The 18,568-nt window shown below is 35.0% G+C and carries 19 protein-coding genes; 7 read left to right on the top strand and 12 right to left on the bottom strand.

Annotated elements, in window-relative coordinates; genetic code table 11:
- Positions 1 to 1,053 precede the first annotated feature (1,053 nt).
- Both HND39_04230 and HND39_04225 read left to right on the top strand, forming a co-directional pair.
- Complete coding sequence (locus HND39_04230; GenBank protein ID QKJ97878.1) at positions 1,054 to 1,689, top strand: T9SS type A sorting domain-containing protein; 636 nt, start codon at positions 1,054 to 1,056, stop codon at positions 1,687 to 1,689.
- A gap of 249 nt (positions 1,690 to 1,938) precedes the next feature.
- Positions 1,939 to 3,663, top strand: a complete 1,725-nt coding sequence (locus HND39_04225) for a T9SS type A sorting domain-containing protein (GenBank protein QKJ95547.1) — start codon at positions 1,939 to 1,941, stop codon at positions 3,661 to 3,663.
- 332 nt (positions 3,664 to 3,995) lie between these two features.
- Here the strand turns inward: HND39_04225 and trxA are convergent, their stop codons facing one another.
- The 6 genes from trxA to HND39_04195 form a co-directional block, all read right to left on the bottom strand.
- Positions 3,996 to 4,331, bottom strand: coding sequence for a thioredoxin (gene trxA, locus HND39_04220; protein QKJ95546.1), 336 nt, complete (start codon positions 4,329 to 4,331; stop codon positions 3,996 to 3,998).
- Positions 4,332 to 4,458: 127 nt separating this feature from the next.
- Positions 4,459 to 6,024 carry an N-acetylmuramoyl-L-alanine amidase gene (locus HND39_04215; protein QKJ95545.1) on the bottom strand — a complete coding sequence of 522 codons (1,566 nt, stop codon included), beginning with the start codon at positions 6,022 to 6,024 and terminating at the stop codon, positions 4,459 to 4,461.
- A 13-nt stretch (positions 6,025 to 6,037) separates the two neighbouring features.
- The gene (locus HND39_04210) at positions 6,038 to 6,592 is read right to left on the bottom strand and encodes an isoprenylcysteine carboxylmethyltransferase family protein (GenBank protein ID QKJ95544.1); all 555 of its coding nucleotides are present in this window, start codon (positions 6,590 to 6,592) and stop codon (positions 6,038 to 6,040) included.
- 126 nt (positions 6,593 to 6,718) lie between these two features.
- Positions 6,719 to 6,934: a hypothetical protein gene (locus HND39_04205; protein ID QKJ95543.1), complete on the bottom strand. Its 216-nt coding sequence runs from the start codon at positions 6,932 to 6,934 to the stop codon at positions 6,719 to 6,721.
- 231 nt (positions 6,935 to 7,165) lie between these two features.
- Positions 7,166 to 7,519: an arsenate reductase family protein gene (locus HND39_04200; protein QKJ95542.1), complete on the bottom strand. Its 354-nt coding sequence runs from the start codon at positions 7,517 to 7,519 to the stop codon at positions 7,166 to 7,168.
- 20 nt (positions 7,520 to 7,539) lie between these two features.
- Positions 7,540 to 8,328, bottom strand: a complete 789-nt coding sequence (locus HND39_04195; GenBank protein ID QKJ95541.1) for a ParA family protein — start codon at positions 8,326 to 8,328, stop codon at positions 7,540 to 7,542.
- 194 nt (positions 8,329 to 8,522) lie between these two features.
- Between HND39_04195 and HND39_04190 the strand changes: the two genes are divergently transcribed.
- On the top strand, positions 8,523 to 9,281 hold the full coding sequence (locus HND39_04190; GenBank protein ID QKJ95540.1) for a geranylgeranylglyceryl/heptaprenylglyceryl phosphate synthase: 759 nt from the start codon (positions 8,523 to 8,525) through the stop codon (positions 9,279 to 9,281).
- A gap of 52 nt (positions 9,282 to 9,333) precedes the next feature.
- Positions 9,334 to 9,921 (top strand): D-sedoheptulose 7-phosphate isomerase, encoded by a 588-nt coding sequence (locus HND39_04185; GenBank protein QKJ95539.1) that lies wholly within the window; start codon positions 9,334 to 9,336, stop codon positions 9,919 to 9,921.
- 97 nt (positions 9,922 to 10,018) lie between these two features.
- On the opposite strand, the gene HND39_04180 is transcribed toward HND39_04185, so the two are convergent.
- Positions 10,019 to 10,588 (bottom strand): DUF192 domain-containing protein, encoded by a 570-nt coding sequence (locus HND39_04180; protein ID QKJ95538.1) that lies wholly within the window; start codon positions 10,586 to 10,588, stop codon positions 10,019 to 10,021.
- Between the two features lie 72 nt (positions 10,589 to 10,660).
- Here HND39_04180 and HND39_04175 point away from each other — a divergent pair, with 72 nt between their 5' ends.
- Positions 10,661 to 11,509, top strand: coding sequence for a prolyl oligopeptidase family serine peptidase (locus tag HND39_04175; protein QKJ95537.1), 849 nt, complete (start codon positions 10,661 to 10,663; stop codon positions 11,507 to 11,509).
- 283 nt (positions 11,510 to 11,792) lie between these two features.
- A complete protein-coding gene (locus tag HND39_04170; protein ID QKJ95536.1) occupies positions 11,793 to 12,929 on the top strand; it encodes an ATP-binding protein in 1,137 nt (378 codons plus the stop codon).
- 17 nt (positions 12,930 to 12,946) lie between these two features.
- Here the strand turns inward: HND39_04170 and hslU are convergent, their stop codons facing one another.
- The 5 genes from hslU to HND39_04145 all read right to left on the bottom strand — a co-directional run bounded on the left by hslU (position 12,947) and on the right by HND39_04145 (position 17,668).
- On the bottom strand, positions 12,947 to 14,359 hold the full coding sequence (hslU, locus tag HND39_04165) for an ATP-dependent protease ATPase subunit HslU (protein QKJ97877.1): 1,413 nt from the start codon (positions 14,357 to 14,359) through the stop codon (positions 12,947 to 12,949).
- An 84-nt stretch (positions 14,360 to 14,443) separates the two neighbouring features.
- On the bottom strand, positions 14,444 to 14,983 hold the full coding sequence (gene hslV / locus HND39_04160; protein ID QKJ95535.1) for an ATP-dependent protease subunit HslV: 540 nt from the start codon (positions 14,981 to 14,983) through the stop codon (positions 14,444 to 14,446).
- Between the two features lie 12 nt (positions 14,984 to 14,995).
- Complete coding sequence (locus HND39_04155; protein QKJ95534.1) at positions 14,996 to 15,646, bottom strand: hypothetical protein; 651 nt, start codon at positions 15,644 to 15,646, stop codon at positions 14,996 to 14,998.
- Positions 15,643 to 17,100, bottom strand: a complete 1,458-nt coding sequence (gene rpoN / locus HND39_04150; GenBank protein ID QKJ95533.1) for an RNA polymerase factor sigma-54 — start codon at positions 17,098 to 17,100, stop codon at positions 15,643 to 15,645. The genes HND39_04155 and rpoN overlap by 4 nt, the downstream gene beginning before the upstream one ends.
- A 1-nt stretch (position 17,101) precedes the next feature.
- Complete coding sequence (locus HND39_04145; protein QKJ95532.1) at positions 17,102 to 17,668, bottom strand: DUF3109 family protein; 567 nt, start codon at positions 17,666 to 17,668, stop codon at positions 17,102 to 17,104.
- A 117-nt stretch (positions 17,669 to 17,785) separates the two neighbouring features.
- Here HND39_04145 and HND39_04140 point away from each other — a divergent pair, with 117 nt between their 5' ends.
- Positions 17,786 to 18,568: an SDR family NAD(P)-dependent oxidoreductase gene (locus HND39_04140; protein QKJ95531.1), complete on the top strand. Its 783-nt coding sequence runs from the start codon at positions 17,786 to 17,788 to the stop codon at positions 18,566 to 18,568.

The following is an 18,568-nucleotide window of genomic DNA, read 5'->3' as shown; positions in this document are numbered from 1 at the left end:
ACAATTCACAATGGTGATCTTTATGCTGGAATGCTTGACAGTGCAGTATATCGATCAACGAACAATGGTGTATCATGGTTTCCCGCCTGGAATATTTCTACCCGAAGCGATGTAAACTTCCTTGCAACTTTTGGAAACACAATTTATGCTGCACATTCGGGTGAAGCCAGATTATTCAGTTCAACTGATAATGGAGCGAGCTGGTCTCAATCAGATATTCTTTCAATAGGAACAATCAATGAATATGTAAATGATTTATTAATTACCTCTTTCGGAATAGTTGTTCCTATTCTTTACCAAACCAGCTTTTCGCTTCCGTGGGGTGGAGGAGTTTATGTATCAACAAACGGAACTTCGTGGTCTTCTAATAATAATGGATTAATTCCCAGATGGATTGATGCTGTAACATTTGCTCAGGATGATGTTCTTGCTGCAACAAGGGGCGGAGGAATTTTCAGATCAACAAACCAGGGACAATCGTGGATCCAATCATCAACCGGACTTGTCAAATCAAGAATCCTTCATCTGTCCTACACGAATGGAGGAGAAAAATTTTATTCTTCTATTTATGGAGGTGGATTTTTTATTTCAAATGATTCAGCTCAAACTTGGGAAACTCGCAATACAGGATTTGAAAATATTTTTTCTCTGCCTGTTATCACACAATTTCTCATCAAAGGTAGTGCTTGGTTCGCAGGAACAGAAGATGATGGTTTATATAAATCCACTAATGAAGGATTAGGTTGGTTCAAAGCAGGGATGGATCCATTTCCGTTCACGGGTCTTGCTCTGAGGAGCAACGATATTTTCGCAACTCAAACTGTTGCTGATGGAGTTTTTCGATCAACAGACGATGGATTTAGCTGGATTCAAATTATGAGTGGTTTTACAACTTTGGCTCCAACCTGTTTAGCAATCGGTGGTGCCGGAACTATCTTCGTCGGAATTTATGAAGGATCTGTTCTTCGCTCAACAAATAATGGTACAAATTGGGTTGGTTCTTTTCTTGGCGGTGGTGCCATTCCAAGATACATTCGCTTTATTGGTAGTACGATGTTTGCAGGAACAAGTAATGGTGTATATCGTTCAACAAATTTTGGAATCAACTGGACACCATCAAACAATGGGATGGAACTGATAGATGTAAACTTTATTGCAATACAAGATACCAATACTTTGTTTGCTTCTACTGTTGATTCCGGATTGTATGTTTCTCTTGATAACGGAAATAGCTGGTTTGCATTTAATGATGGACTGCCAACTTTAAAATTAACTGGAGTTCGTGTTATGGGAACTTATCTTTATTGCGGAACAAACGGATATGGAGTTTGGCGAAGACCAATAAGTGATATAGTTACCGAAGTGAATGAAAATAACATTTCAGAAAAATCGTCTGATTTTGAGTTAGGTCAGAATTATCCAAATCCGTTCAATCCAAGTACAAAGATCAGGTTCAGCATTCCTGCTGTCACCCTGAGCGAAGTCGAATGGTCTTTGGTCACACTCAAAATCTATGATGTGCTTGGAAATGAAATAGCAACATTAATTAACGAAGAAAAACCTGCCGGCACTTATGAAGTTGAGTTTAATACATCTTCCATCAAACATTTTCCATCTTCCGGAATTTACTTCTATCGCTTACAAGCAGGTTCATTTGTCGAGACGAAGAAGATGATACTAATTAAGTAAGTCTTCTAAACTAAATTTAAAGTTTACTGTCGGACGAATGAAAATTCTGACTAAAAGAATAAATTTGTGTTACTCCTGCTATTGACAATTGTTGTTTTACTGACAAAAGGGTTAATAGTTGCGGATTTAAATAATATTTTATAAAATATAGAGTCATCAAAAAAGATTTAAACGTATAAACAATCTGAATTAAAAAAACTTTTTAATTAACAGTTCTAGTTGTATAACAAATCTTAATAGGAGGCTCTAATGGAGGCATTTAGACTTTCGGTTTTTTTTAGCAAATGTTTTTTATTGCTATTGATTTTTACCGAACTATCAACGGCTCAAGTAACTCAATCCTGGTCTGTCAGATATAATGGGCCGGGAAGTTTAACAGACAAATCCAACGCAATTGCTGTTGATCACATTGGAAATGTTTTTGTTACTGGTACAAGTCCGAGCGCTGGATTTGGAACCGAAGATTATGCAACTCTCAAATATGATTCTGCTGGAGTAGAGCAGTGGGTTTCAAGATACAACGGAACCGGAAGTTCTGTTGATAATGCAAACGCAATAGCAGTTGATGAAGCAGGCTTTATCTATGTTACCGGCGGAAGTTCCGGTCCTGGTTTTGATTTCGATTTTCTCACCATAAAATATTCTTCTCTAGGTGATACCCTCTGGACACGCAGGTACGATGGACCACGAGGTGGTAACGATGTTGCCTATGCGATAACAATTGATGATTCAGGAAACGTTTATGTGACAGGTGAAAGCGAAGGAAGCACAAGTCCTCACGGAATATTTGAAGATTATGCAACCATAAAGTACACACCAGATGGAGTAAGAGTTTGGGTTGTAAGTTACAACGGACCAGCAGGTGATTATGATAAAGCAAATTCGATTGATGTTGATATTGTCGGAAATGTTTATGTAACCGGAGTGAGTGATGGTGGCAGCTCAGGAAGTGGAGACCCTCATTTTGATTATGCAACCATCAAATACAATAATGTCGGTTTGATTCAATGGGTAAGAAGACACAATGGAACCGATAATGCTCTCGACGAGGGGAAGTTTGTCAGGGTAGATTATTCTGAAAATATTGTCGTTACAGGCAGCAGCAGATATACCGGATCTTTTGACGATTACTTTACAATTAAATATTCTCCCGCTGGAGATACGCTTTGGTTTAGCAGATATAACGGGACCGGAAATAATACTGATATAGCAAATTCTTTAGCAGTTGATGAACTTGGAAACACATTTGTAACAGGTAAAAGTTATGGTGGAAGCATAAATGACTTCGACATGGTTACAATTAAATATGATTCTGATGGTGATTCTGTTTGGGTAAAAAGATACAATGGTGAAGCGAGTGATATTGATGAAGGTGTTGATATAGAAGTTGATGCAAGCGGTAATATTTATGCCGCTGGTTCTAGTACTGGAATCACAACAGCACTTGATTATACAACCATCAAATACGATGACAGCGGAACAGAAAATTGGTCTATTAAATATACTAATTCTGGTGCTGCCGGAAGCGAAGAACAATTGACCGGAATATTTGTTGACGCCTCTTCAAATGTTTACGTAACCGGAATGAGTGCACTTGATTATGCAACCATAAAGTATGTTCAATCGCCAACTTCTATTGATGATGAAAACTCACAATCACCTGATGAATTTTTTCTTGATCAGAATTATCCCAACCCGTTTAATCCAAGTACAAAAATACGGTTCGTCATTGCGATCCGGCAATTGCCGGAGAAGCAATCTCAGATGGTCTTGTTAAAAGTATATGATGTGCTGGGAAATGAAGTTGCAACTTTAGTTGATGAATATCTTCCGGCAGGAAGTTATGAAGTTGAATTCGGTCGTCATTCTGACGAATCCGCCAATGGCGGACAGAACCTGTCAAGTGGAATTTACTTCTATCGCTTACAAGTCGGTTCATTTGTTGAAACGAAGAAGATGTTGATGCTCAAGTAACATATCACTAAACCTGCCTGTTGGCCCGCTCCGCCGAAGCGGAAGCGAGGCGAGCAGACAGGTCAGAAATCCCGCTTTGTGGGAGTGTTATTGAAATAACTTCAACTTCATTCTATAAATACCAGCTTTGCTATGAAGCGGTTTAGAAACTTTACCTGGTCAATATAGAAATTAAAATAAAAGCATTGAATCTTTTCTATGTTGGTAATACAGGAAGTAAGATTAAAAGTACTATAAATTTTTATGATTGTTTAATAAATACTTTTATTGGAAATATTTCAGAATTAAAAAAGTAGAAATTAAAAAGGCGGGTCAAGCCCGCCTGAATAATTTTAGTTAACAGTAGCCAGATATGGTTTTATTTTTTCTTCCAGGTACTTTTTAGGAACTGCACCAATTACAGCATCTACAACTTGTCCATCTTTAAAGATACCAAGTGTTGGAATGCTTCTAATTCCATACGAGATTGCCGTGTTCTGATTTTCATCTGTGTTGAGTTTAACAACTTTTAATTTACCTTCGTATTCGCTTGCAATTTGTTCAATGACCGGTGCAACCATTTTACATGGACCACACCACGGTGCCCAAAAATCTACCAATACCGGAGTATCTGATTTTAATACTTCTGTTTCAAAATTAAAGTCTGTTCCTTCGATTACGTTTTTCACTCTCTGACCTTTTCTTTTGTGATTAATAATTTACACTAATAAGATAAAGAAAAGCAGCGGTTGGATTCATTTGAAATTAGATTAAAATCACAGCATTTAATTGGTTTTCAGTAAATAAAAGTAAGAATTATAACTCCGCATTCATCATCTCCTCGTAATATTTGCGATACGATTTTATCGAACCAAAAATTGATTCTGCAATTTCGTTTTGTCCTGCTTTTGATTTCAAAAACTTTGCATCTTCCTTGTTTGAAAGAAAGCCCGTTTCGATCAATACACTTGGCATTGAAGCTCCAACTAAAACATAAAATCCTGCTTGCTTTACTCCACGCGATGGAATTTTAAGATTTACATCAAAGTCTTTGTGTAATAGTTCGGCAAATTTTTCGGAATATTTCATGTATGAAGAATGAGCCATGCTGACCAGAATAAAATTTTCATCCGTTAGTTTTTCATATTTCTGTGGATTGTCTTCATACTTGATTACGCTGTTTTCAGTTTCTGCAATTTCTATTGCTTCCTGAGTTCTGCCGGGACGGAGTAAGTAAACTTCTGCACCATTTGCATCACTTGGTTTTTTCTTTGTTGAATTGCAGTGAATTGACACAAATAAATTCCCATCATTTTCATTGGCTATTTTTCCTCGTTTGTAAAGATCTATAAAAGTATCATCCTTTCTTGTATATACAACTTTTACATCAGGCATTTCTTTCTTCATTATTTCACCGAGCTTGAGAGCAATTGATAGAGTGATATCCTTTTCCTGAATTTTATCCACTCCTATTGCACCAGGATCTTTTCCGCCATGTCCGGCATCAATCACAACAACATTAAAATTCCATTTATCAATATTCTTAGTATTATGATCACTCTTACTGAAAACTTTATTGTGGATTGTAATTATGATATCGTTGCTTTCAGGAACATTCATAACTTCATTTGTAGAATATTCTTTTCCGACTTTAAATTTAAATTCAACGTCGTTCCCGACATTTCTGCTATCAATTTTTTTAACCAGGTTGTTGAACCCATCACTTTTGATTTTCTGAACATCAGCATTTACATTTCTGAGAATTATTGTCAGTTCATCATCTTTTATTGAACTTAAATAGGAGGGAATTCTTGTTTTTGAGTGAATGCGTATCAGTGTTCCATTTACTTTTTCAGTTATCGAAATACCGGTGATGTCATAACCTGTTGTTGGAGGTAAGTCCGGAATATCATACATCCACTGTTTTCCTTCGGTAAGTGATGATATTTTTTTACCTGCAATTATCCGGTTAGGCTTTTCAAATTCAAGTTCTCGTTCGATAATAATTTCAAGTGCAGCAATTGATGCTGGAATTGGTACAAAAGTTTTTTTGCCTTTTAAATATGTAGATGTGGGAAGCTGAAATACTTTTGGTGAACCACCTGAGCGTGCGGTTACAACAAAGTAAGGATTTCTTGGAGTTGACTTGAGTGAATAATAGTTTGATTTTAATTCAACTTTACCGGTAATTTCATTTTCAAAATAGTTGATCGATAGAGCTTCAGCCAGCTCAGAAATCGAAGCGTAAACAATTCCTTCACGCACCCAGGCAGAAACAGATTTTGTTTTATTATCCGAAACTATAAAAACGTTTTCAATCTGTTGTGCGGATACATTGAAGAATGTAACGAAAAGTAATAACAGTATGTAAATAATTTTCATTGAGAAGTCAAACCTATCCAATGAACGGGAACATAAATCCGCTTTTCTTTTTATATTCAGAAAATTTATCGGCAAAATATTTAGCAAGCAATTTATCTTCAAGCGAGGCTCGCATTATATAAATTGGTATTTCAATTAATGTCAGAACTCCCACAATGTAGCTAAAAGTTGCTGCGGTTGCTCCAAGGTTAAGAAGAATTTGACAAAGATATTGTGGATGTCTTATAATTTTAAAAGGTCCTTTCGTAACAAGCTCATGATTTTTTTTGATCATAATATCCTGTGAATAGTTATCACCAAGTGTTTTAAAAGACCACACCTGCATCCACGAGAAAACAAGGTAAACAACTAATCCAATGTAACGGATTGCATTATATTCTTCGGAGTAAACCAGTGTACCAATCTGAAAAACTGCAATTATTAAAGCAACCAGAGAAAGCATTGAAATAACAGGAGGAAATTTTTGCAGATTTGTTTTAGGTTTTTCCTTTATCTCGGATACTTTTGATTTAAGTCCACGCTTTGCACCTGTAACATTTGCTCCAAAAGTTGCAATGATATTAAGCAATATGATTATGTTGATAGGGTCCATGGAACTAACCTTTGGTAGATAATCTGAAATAATTTTCAGGAAAATATAACTAAAAAGTACTGTAGAATTAGATTTGGAATAATCGATTTTAAAAGATTATGACTATTCAATAGATTTCCCATGCTTTTTCATAATTTCTTTCCATTCGATAATGGAGAGTTGTTCTGATTCATCAATAAGCATAACGGGTATATCATCCTCAATACGGTAACGCCGTCTGGTATTTTTATCGGTTGAGACTAAAGTGTTACCATCCAAAACTAAATCTGCTTTAGTTTCGGGACAGCAGAGTATTTCTAAAAGTTCTTTACTGATCATTTTTATTTCTTTTTATTTCAAAGATAAAAAATTTGTAAATAAATCTTACCAGCAGGTAAATTCTTCACAAGTCTGAAAAAAATATTGACCACGTTTCACAATTAATTTGCAACATTCGTAAACTATTGTTAAAATTCAGTCCCTCACCCTAACGTCCCCCGTAAAACTCTGACTCTTTTTGCAAAGAGAAAGAGGGGGGACGGTTTTAAAACGCACTAGATTATTCCGGATTTACGAAAAAAGTTCGTTAATTTTTTCTGCTGGGCGGGCGAGTATCGCTTTATTTCCTTTTTCAACAATCGGTCTTTGCACAAGATCAGGATGTTTTATCATTAAATCAAGAATCTCATCCTCAGAAAAATTTCTTTCTTTCATCTTAAGTTGTTTATAAACCTCTTCCTTTGTTCGAAGAAGTTCTGATGGTTTCATTTTCATCTTTTTTAATAATGATCGGAGTTGAGACTTCGAGAATGGTTCTACATAGTAATTGACTTTTTCAAAATCAACACCATTATCAGATAAAATTTTAGAAACCTTTCTGCAGGTTGTGCAGGTCGGTTTTTCATAAACAGTAATTTTTGACATATCAACCTTTTAGCTTGAAGTTAAACTTTTCTTTTTAACGTGAATAAATTTTGACGTTCAAATAATTCATCTGCTAATTTAATATAGGATTTTGAAGCCCGATCATCGGGTTTAAAAACGAGCAGGGGAACACCAGATTCGTATGCTTTTTGTACCGAAGCACTTCTGGGTATTGATGTATTTAATATTAGTTTGGGATAATCTTTAAATAATTCCTTCTTTAAATTAAATGAATCACCGTTATTAAATTCATAATTCGTAAGAAGTATTCCGGCAATTTTTAATTCGGGATTATAATTTTCTCTTACATCATTTATCTGAGACAGGATATTCCTCACTGCTGCTGAAGAAAATTTTCCGGGAGCTACGGGAATTAATACGCTGTCTGCTGTAATTAGTGCAGCATTAATATTTCCTGTTAGATGAGGGGGACAATCAACAACAATATAGTCATAATTGATTGCACCTTGTCTTAAAATGCTTTTGAGTATTAATTCATTTGGTGAAACTTCTCCTACTCTCTGTTCATCAAGATTAGGTAATTTTTTTATGTGGATATATTCCAATCCCTTAATATTTGTTTTAAGAATAGATCGCTTCAAAGGCAATTTGTTTTTGAAATCCTGGAATAAATCATTGTTGATATCGCACCTGATAAGTCCGAGTCCTTTTGCACAAGAACCGGCTGCATCAAGATCTATAAGCAGAGTTTTTCTCCCTGAAATTGCAAATGCAACTGCAAGATTGATTGATGTAGTTGTTTTTCCTACTCGTCCGCGGCGATTTGCAATTGCTAATATTTTACTCATCGGTCTTCAAAATATTCAGAATTAATTATGTTCCGGATTTATTTAAAGTTATTAACAAAGTAAAAATAAGTCATTCTAATAAGGATTTATCAAATTAGTTGAAGTTAATAATCAGTTTGTTCAGCATTTTCTTTCTAATAAAAATCAATTTTTATATATTTCAACCTGATTTAATATCGGGTACATAACTTTATATGAAAACTTACAATTATCTCTTAAATACTGTCCATTCAAAGGGAGCCGCATACCTGGTACTGTTAGATCCCGATAAATTAACGAGTTCTAAAATTGCTCCATTTATTCGCCACTGCGAAAAATCCGGCGTCGATGGTTTCCTGATTGGCGGAAGTCTTATGATCAGCGGTGATCTGGATTCATTTATCGCAAATGTAAAAGTTGAAACAACACTACCACTGATAATATTTCCCGGAAGCATTAATCAGGTTTCTTCAATTGCAGATGCTATACTATTTCTTTCAGTAATCAGCGGCAGAAATCCAGAACATTTGATCGGGAAACATGTTATTGCTTCACCACTGATAAAGAGAGCTAAAATTGAGCCAATCTCTACCGGATATATTTTAATCGAATCTGGTGTTACAACTACTGCAGTATATATGAGCGGAAGTTTGCCGGTGCCGAGAAACAAACCAGAGATTGCAGCAGCAACTGCACTTGCCGGAGAATATCTTGGAATGAAATTCATTTATCTTGAGGCAGGTTCAGGTGCGCAAGAATCAGTTCCGGATGAAATGGTTAAAGTAGTTTCGGAAGAATGCAGTATTCCCGTTATTGTTGGTGGTGGAATTCGAACTCCTCAAACTGCCAGAAGGAAAGTAGAAAATGGTGCAAGCATTATTGTAACAGGTAATTTTTTTGAAGATGAAAATAACTGGGATTTGATTAAAGATTTTTCGAATGCAATTCATTACAAATTACCAGTTGAAGTCTGACTTAATACTAAAATATTTTTTCCAATCTTATTAACGTTTCGGATTAATTAAAATGGATGCAAAGAGATTTATTATTGACTCTCTGAACGAAAGTGCTGAAACCAAACATAACATAAAATATCAGTTGATAGATGATATAATTAATGTTGTTCAAGTGCTTTCCGATTGTTACAAAAACGGCAGCAAACTTTTGCTTTGCGGCAACGGTGGAAGCGCAGCAGATTGTCAGCACATCGCAACTGAGTTGATGATCAGACTAAACCATCACATTCAGAGACCAGCTCTGCCTGCTATTGCTCTGACAACGGACTCATCAAATCTTACTGCTGGTGGAAATGATATTGGTTTCGAAAATGTTTTTGCAAGGAACGTTGAAGGTTTAGGCAATAAAGGAGACCTGCTGCTGGCTATTTCAACCAGCGGAAATTCAGGAAATGTTATTAAAGCTGTCGAAATGGCTCATACAAAAGAAATGAAAGTGATTGGATTTCTTGGTGGGAATGGCGGCAAGATGAAAGATATTGTTGATTTTCCAATCCTAATTCCTTCTTCAAATGTTCAACGAATTCAGGAAGGACACATTACCGTTGCACATATTATTTGTGAGCTTGTTGAAGATAAACTTTACGGCAAAGTGTAATTCACAAATTCCAAATATCAAACCACAAATAATATCCAAATTTAAAATTACAATTCGTTAAAGTTTGAATTTTGGTATTTAATAATTGGAATTTATTTCAATTTGAAATTGAAAGTCTTCCCCCGATCCAGTAAATCTTATCACCAAGTTTAATATTATGTCTTTCACAAAATCCTGCGTTTACTTCCAGAACATAAATAGCCGGCTTTGATGAAGGATAACTTTGCTCTGATAGCGGAGTTGTGTTTTTATGGATAGTGACAATTTCTTTATTGCTATTAATGAAAAGTATATCCAGAGAAAAGAGTGTGTTCAACATCCAGAAGGATTGAAATCTTTCTTCAGGGAATATGAACAACATTCCCTGCATTTCTTCCATACTTTGCCGGTTCATCAAACCAAGTTGCCGTTCATAATCATTGTCAGCAATTTCGACATCGATTTTTATAATTTGATTTCCAACTGAATCAGTAAAAGTAAGTTCACCTTCTTTCTTAAATTTATAATAATGCATTTCGCTATTCTCATCATTGCAGTTATTAAAAATAAAAATAATACCAGCTAATAATGCTGCAACTGCAATCCCGATTTTCATAATTAATGATTTATAATTTCTTTTTAATGAAGCAGAAACTTCCTGCTTTCTTTTAAGATTCTTTTTACCCATAATATTAATTCCGATATTTGCGGGTATTAATATAGTTAATAGACTCTTAAATTTAATTAAAGGTTCGGAAGAATGGGCAAAACAAAAACTGCTATTCTCGAAAGGAAGGAAATATTCCTTACTGATTCGCAAAATAAAATGATTGCGAGTGGATGGGGAGATGACATTTTGGTTAACACTATAACTGAAAAGATTTTTTATTCTTCTGATGGAGTTAAAGTTAGAGGATATATTTCTTATCCGAAGGATAATTCACAGAAATTTCCGTGTGTAATCTGGAATAGGGGTGGGATTGGTAACAAAGGAGCTATTGATACTTTTACAGCACGAGGAATTTTTGGACAGCTTGCAAGCTGGGGATATGTTGTGTTTGCTTCTCAATATCGCGGTAACGACGGCGGCGAAGGACAGGATGAATTTGGCGGCGATGATGTGGATGATGTGCTGAACTTAATTCCATTGGCTGGTGAAATTGAAAATGCAGACACAACAAAATGGGGAATTGAAGGCTGGAGCCGAGGTGGAATGATGACTTATCTTACATTACTTAGAAATTCAAATTTCCGATGTGCTGTTCTTGTTGCTGCAATTTCTGATTTCAAAAGTTATGCGGTATTCAATGACAGCAAAATTTCAATCTATAAAAAATTTATTGGTGAAAAAGATTTTGAAGAAAAAGTGGATGAAAGAACGGTAATAAATTTTGTTAATAAGCTTCCGAACATACCTTATTTGATTATGCACGGGAAAAGTGATGAGACGGTTACGGTTGAACAAAGCATAAACATTGCAGAAAAATTTAAGAAACTGAATTATCAATATCGCCTGGAACTATTTGAGGATGGCGATCACTTTTTGAAAAAACACAGAAAAGAAGTTGATGAATTGAGAAGAAAGTGGTTTGAAGTGTACTTGAAATAGAAATGGCGACAACCAGAGTCGCCTTTATAGTAAAATTTTCTATTGCTCACAAAATAAACTTACTCAATTTCTGATGTTATAGATAACCTTTCTACGATTATTCAATTATGATTTATTCCTTTCTGTAATTTTTTGGTTTTGAGCTTAGATTCAAGAGTTCTGATATTACTGACCTCTATTTGAAAAAGATTGAATATTTTTAATATTTTGGGTGTGAAACCATAAAATATTGGAAAAACGTGGAATTGAAATCCACAAATTTGTAGTAATTCAGAGAACAGTTATGAGCCAAATGATTAAAAGATATTACATATTAGAAGAACATTTAAAAAAAGGAAAAGTTCTAATTGTCTATGGTGCAAGACAGGTTGGCAAAACAACGCTTGTTAAGGACTTCCTTTCACGGACAAATCTAAAATATAAATTTGATTCCGGCGACAACATAAGAACACAGCAAGCTTTGGGTTCACAAAATTTTAATGATATCCTTGACTATGCCGAAGGTTATGAACTTCTTGTGATTGACGAAGCTCAGCAAATTAAAAATATTGGAATGGGCTTGAAGATACTTGTAGATAACAATCCTGAACTAAGAGTCTTGGTAACCGGCTCTTCCTCATTTGATCTTTCTCAGCAGGTAGGTGAACCATTAACCGGCAGGAAACGAACTTTAATTCTTTATCCGTTTGCTAACCTTGAACTGAAAGAACTTTACAATGAATATGAATTGAAAAACTATCTGCAGGATTTTATGATCTATGGTTCGTATCCAGAAGTTATAAAAGCTCAAAGTAGTAAGGAGAAAATCGACGTACTTAAAGAACTTGTTAATTCTTATTTAATGAAAGACGTACTCTCATTAGAGAAAATAAGAGGCTCAAAACAACTGTTAGATTTATTAAAATTAATTGCTTTCCAGGTTGGTAATCAAATATCATTAACTGAATTAGCTACTCAAGTTAATCTGGATGTTAAAACTGTTCAACGGTATCTTGATATACTTGAAAAGGCTTTTATCATAAAGAAGATTGGTTCGTTCAGCAGGAATTTAAGAAAAGAGATTACCAGCAAAGCCAAATATTATTTTATTGACAATGGTATCAGAAACGGAGTGATTTTACAATTTAACAAGCTTGGGGATAGAAATGATGCCGGAAAGTTGTTTGAAAATTTTATTATGATAGAAAGAATTAAAGCCAATGATTATTTGAACAGATATTACAACTCTTATTTTTGGCGCACATATGATCAAAAAGAAATTGATCTGATTGAAGAACGGGAAGGGAAGTTGTTTGCTTATGAAATAAAATGGGTAGAGGGGAAACGATTTGTTCCTCCGAAAGATTGGAAAGATGCTTACCCTGGTTCAGAGTTTAATTTAATTACGTCTTCAAACTACACAGGATTTATTTTAAAATAATTCTGCCAGATAATTCTTTACAAAATAAACTTACTCAGATCCCTGTCTTTTACAATTTTATCGAGTTTCTCTTTTACAAACTTTGCTGTGATATTGATAGTTTCGGTTGGGATTTTATCCGGCACATCAAATAAAATTTCATCGAGCAGAGTAGTTAAAATCGTGTGCAATCTTCTTGCACCAATATTTTCTACTGCTTCATTAACTTCAGTAGCAATGCGTGCAATTTCTCTAATTCCATCATCAGTGAAATGTAATTTAACTCCTTCAGTTTCGAGCAAAGCAGAATATTGTTTTAATAATGCATTTTGTGGTGTTGTTAGAATTTGAACGAAATCTTCTTCAGATAAACTATTCAGCTCAACACGTATTGGAAATCTGCCCTGCAGTTCAGGAATCAGATCAGATGGTTTCGCAACGTGAAAAGCACCGGATGCAATGAATAAAACGTGATCAGTTCTAACTACTCCGTATTTCGTATTTACATTTGTTCCTTCAACAATCGGGAGAAGATCTCTCTGCACACCTTCGCGTGATACATCCGGTCCGTGACCTTTACCGCCGCTGCTCGCAACCTTATCAATTTCATCAATAAAAATTATTCCTGATTCTTCGACTCTTTGAATTGCCTCCCGCTGGACAGCTTCCATATCAATTAACTTTTGAGCTTCTTCCTGTGCAAGTATTTGTCGTGCTTCTGCAATTGTGGTTTTTCTTTTTTTCTTTTTCTTCGGCATCAGGTTGCCGACAATTTCCTGAATGTTTATTCCCATATCATCCATTCCAAACGGACCCATTACCTGCATACCAATTGCTGGTGGCGCCTGAGAATCAAATTCAATCAGCTTATCATCCATTTCGCCGTTTTTCAATTTCACTTTCATCCACTCGCGTGTTTTTTTGTTCTGATATTCTTCAGAATTTATTTCGGCAGAATGTTGTTCAGAATCAAATTGAGTCTGAACCTGTACTGTTTGAACCGGCTGAGCTGGTTTTCTTACAGGCGGAATCAATATGTCGAGAATTCTTTCGTCAGCAAGATGCTCTGCTTTGGATTGGACTTCCTTCGTTTTTTCTGCTTTTATCATATTAACTGAAAAGTCAGTCAGATCACGAACCATTGACTCAACATCTCTGCCAACGTAACCAACCTCGGTAAATTTTGATGCTTCAACTTTTACAAATGGTGCTGCTGCAAGTTTTGCAAGTCTTCTCGAAATTTCAGTTTTCCCAACGCCGGTGGGTCCAATTAGAATAATATTATTTGGAAGTATTTCTTCACGAAGGTTATCTTCTATTTGCTGACGTCTCCATCTATTTCTAAGTGCAATAGCAACTGCACGCTTAGCTTCAGTTTGACCGATAATGTACTTATCAAGTTCTTCGACTATTTTGCCAGGTGTTAATTCCTGCATTGATTTATCATACATAAAAATTTTTTCCTTTCTAAATATCTTCGGTTTCAAAATATCTCTCGTATCTGAGTGAAGTTCCAATTATTGAAACGAAGTTCCTTATTCAATTACTTCAACATTAATTTTATCGTTTGTATAAATACAAATTTCCGCAGCAGTTTTAAGAGATTCTTCCGCAATTTCTTTAGCTGATAACTTACTATACTTTTTTAACATTCTTGCAGCGGATAAAGCGTACATTCCTCCCGAACCGATTGCAACTATTTTATCATCCGGTTCAATTACATCTCCGTTTCCTGAAATAATAAGCGCATTATCTTTTGAAACGACTGCCAGCATTGCTTCAAGCCTGCGAAGTATTTTATCTGTCCGCCATTCTTTTGCAAGCTCAACGGCAGCACGACTTACATTTCCACGATACTGCTGCAATTTGTCTTCAAATCTTTCCATCAAAGAAAAAGCATCCGCAGCACCACCGGCAAATCCACAAATTACTTTCCCATCAGAAAGTTTCCGGATTTTCATAGCATTATGTTTCATAATTGTGTTACCTATTGAAACCTGACCATCACCGCCGAGTGCTGCAATTCCGTTATGTACAATTCCAAGTATTGTTGTTGATCTTATTCTTTTGCTCATATATTATCCTGTTCAATTATCAGTTTCAAAATTTTGATTGTAAGGTTTAAATAATTTTATCGGGATAATTCCCGGTACTTCCTTTTTGTATTTTTCATAAACCTCACCAAACAACTTTACTAATTTCTTCTCTTCAAAGTAAGAACCAATGTAAAAATAAACGACTATACAAATGAAGAATGTGAGGTAAAACAAATCCATTACCGGTCTGAACATCAAAAATGTTATTGAAAAGAAATAAACAGGGTGTCTTGAAAACCTGTATGGTCCTTTAATTCGAAGAGTAAATTCTTCATCAAGTTCGGTTGTATATCTTTTCTCTAAAAATCTTTTTATCTGATTCAGTCCTAAAAACTCCCTGAAGCAAATATAATTAAACGCCCAGATTACTCCCACTAATGAAAGAAATTGCGGGATTAGAATAATTAAATCGTATGGATTTGGTAAATCATAAATGATGATGTGAGGCTTAGGTGATAATTCGTAAATCAGATAAAGTGAAAGCAAAGCAAGAAAATTATAAAGCAATCTGTAAAAAGCGATCAAATCACCAAACATTTTTTTGAACCACGTTTTTACTTTTACGGATGCTAAAAGAGAATGTGTATAACCGAAAATTGCAAATAGAAATAAGATGGTTAAAACATCAACAACCAGGGTCATGAAAGTTCTTTTCTGAGTCGTGCAACAGGAAGTCTTAATTGCTCTCTGTATTTTGCAACAGTTCTTCTTGCAATATGAATTCCTTCATCATTGAGCAGTTCAGCAAGCTTATCATCGCTGAATGGTTTTCGCTTGTCTTCTCTGTCAATAATTTCTTTTAATCTTTCCTTGATGTGTTTGTTTGATACTTCATCACCGGTATCTGTTGCAAGACCTTCACTGAAGAAGTATTTCAGTTCATGAATACCTTGCGGGCTTTGAACATATTTACCATTAACTACCCGGCTGATGGTTGAAATGTCCATATTTATTTCCTGAGCAATATCTTTATATATCATTGGGCGAAGAGCTTTTGGACCTTTCTCAAAAAATTCATACTGTCTCTGGAATATTGCCTGCATAATTTTCATCAGTGTATCTCTTCGCTGCTGAATACAGGCGATGAACCATTTAGCTGATTCAAATTTCTCCCTGAGGAACTTATACGTCTCTTTCTCTCTATTTGATTTTTTTCCTCTTCTTCGGTTGCTTTCAAACATTTCGAGATATTGTTTACTAATCGTAACTGATGGCATACTTCTGTCGTTCAAAGTGATCACATAATCGTTTTCCACTTTCTCAATTACGAAGTCAGGAGAGATCTGATTCATCTCTGCAGAATCAATATTTCCTTCGCCGGGTTTTGGATTCATACTTTGTATCAGGTCCACAGTTTCGCGGAGTGTCTCATCAGTCAAGTTCATCTTTTGCTTTAGTATATCGAATCTTCTTTTCGTGAAATCATCATAAAATTCAACTAACATTTTCTCAGCGATATACCGGTAATACTGATCTGCATTCTTTATGTTTTTAATCTGAACAAGCAAACATTCCTGAAGGTTTCTGCTTGCTATACCCAACGGATCAAAAAGCTGTATTCGTTTTAAAAGATTCTCTGCTTCTTCAGGATCAACTTTAATATTTTCAAACAATTCAAGCTCGTTTAATATTTCGCCCAAACCTCTTTTAAGATATCCTGCATCATCCAGATTCCCGATTATTTCTTCTCCCAGTCTGTTTAAATTTTCACTAAGGTTCAACATATTCAGTTGTTCAATCAGATGTTCAGAAAGAGTTTCTCTTACAGGTGCAAGCGGATGGAATTGTTCTTCATCGCTGCCACGGTAAACACGCTCGTGATCAAAATCATCGTCATTCATATAATCTTCCAAACTGAATTCTTCATTATCAGGGTCTTTTATTTCATCGGTAGTGGTTTCTTCATCTTTATCTTTTTCTTTTTCATCTGTTTCCTGTGCTAGCTCTAATTCTTCTTCAAGAATAGGATTAAGTTCAAGTTCAGTTTTGATTCTCTGTTCGAGCGCGAGCGTATTTAACTGAAGCAGTTTTTGATACTGAATTTGCTGCGGTGATAATTTTTGTTGTTGTGATAAACGTTGACTGAGTGTTAGCATTTTATTTCCTGATTAGCTCCTTAAATTGTGAGTACCATTCTTTACCATATTTTCTGTTAAGCGATTCTTCACAGAATTCTGCAACAGTAGTGTTTTCTTTTTCCCCAAGTTCTAATGCCGGTTTACATTCATTGAGATGTTCAAATCTCACAACATCTCCACCGAAATCCGAAATCCTGATTGGAAACAAATGACAGGATATTGGTTTTCTGAAATCGGTTTTTCCATCAAAGTAAGCTTTCTCAATAGCACATTTTGCAATTTCATTTTCATAATAAACAAAAACACATGCACGATTATCAACACTTTTAAGTAAAGGTTCACCGTTATGTTCTTCAAAAAAACCATGTTCGGCGATTTCACCTTTATGTTCTTTAGAAATGTATTTAATTACTTTATTCAGTATCCGATCAATGATTGAAACTTCTTCCCATGTGACCGGTGCACCGTATTTGCTTTCAAAAGTACAACAAGCGCCTTTGCACTTCAATAAATCGCATTTGAAGTGAATTTCTGCAACTTCCTGTCTAACTAATACATTATCAACCGGTAAAATTTGCGTATTCATTAATGTGGAATAATTTTTGTGAAAAGATAACCAATTGATTCTTTTCTACAAAGTTTTAATACTCTTCCCAAATTATTAAATTCCTTCCCAAATTTCGATAAAATACCCCCTGCATAGATGAATTTCAAAAACAAAACTATTCTGATTACCGGAGCCTCTTCCGGATTAGGCTTTTCACTTGCAAAATCATTGCCAAATGAAAATTGCTCTCTTGCACTGATTTCCAGAAGAAAAGATAAACTCGACCAGTTCGCATTTGAACTTAAAAAAAAAGAATTCAGAGTGATAACCTATGCTTGCGATGTTGGAAATAATAATGAAGTATTAAATACTTATCAGCAAATAAAAAAAGATTTTGGCAAAATTGATATTGCAATTTTGAATGCCGGACTTTCTAATCGTACAAACATTGAAAATTATTCGTCAGGAATTGCAAATCAAATTTTTGATACAAATGTTTTCGGAATCATTAATTTTGTAGAGCAATTACTTCCCGATTTTATTGAAAGAAAAGATGGGACTATTGTAGGAGTTTCCAGTCTTGCTGATTCGAGAGGTTTTCCAAGAAGTGGATTCTATAATGCCAGTAAAGCAGCCACAACGCTACTGCTTGAAAGTTTGAGAATTGAATTAAAACCTTTCAATATAAAAGTTTTAACAGTCAAGCCTGGATTTGTAAGAACACCAATGACAGATAAAAATGAATTTCAAATGCCTTTCCTGATGAATGTTGACAAAGCCGCAAAAATTATTCTTGATGGAATAAGAAAAGAGAAAAGAATAATTCAATTTCCTTTGCCAATAGTTATAGGCTCAAAAATTTTAAAATATTTACCTGACTGGTTATTTGATTTTCTCATGAGCAAACCTTTACCTGCAAGAAAAAATAAGAATACTTAA

This window comes from Ignavibacteriota bacterium, from assembly GCA_013285405.1.
Taxonomy (GTDB): Bacteria; Bacteroidota; Ignavibacteria; order Ignavibacteriales; family Ignavibacteriaceae; genus IGN2.
Note: the sequence above shows the minus strand (reverse complement) of the source record. Positions and strands in the feature narration are given on the sequence as shown.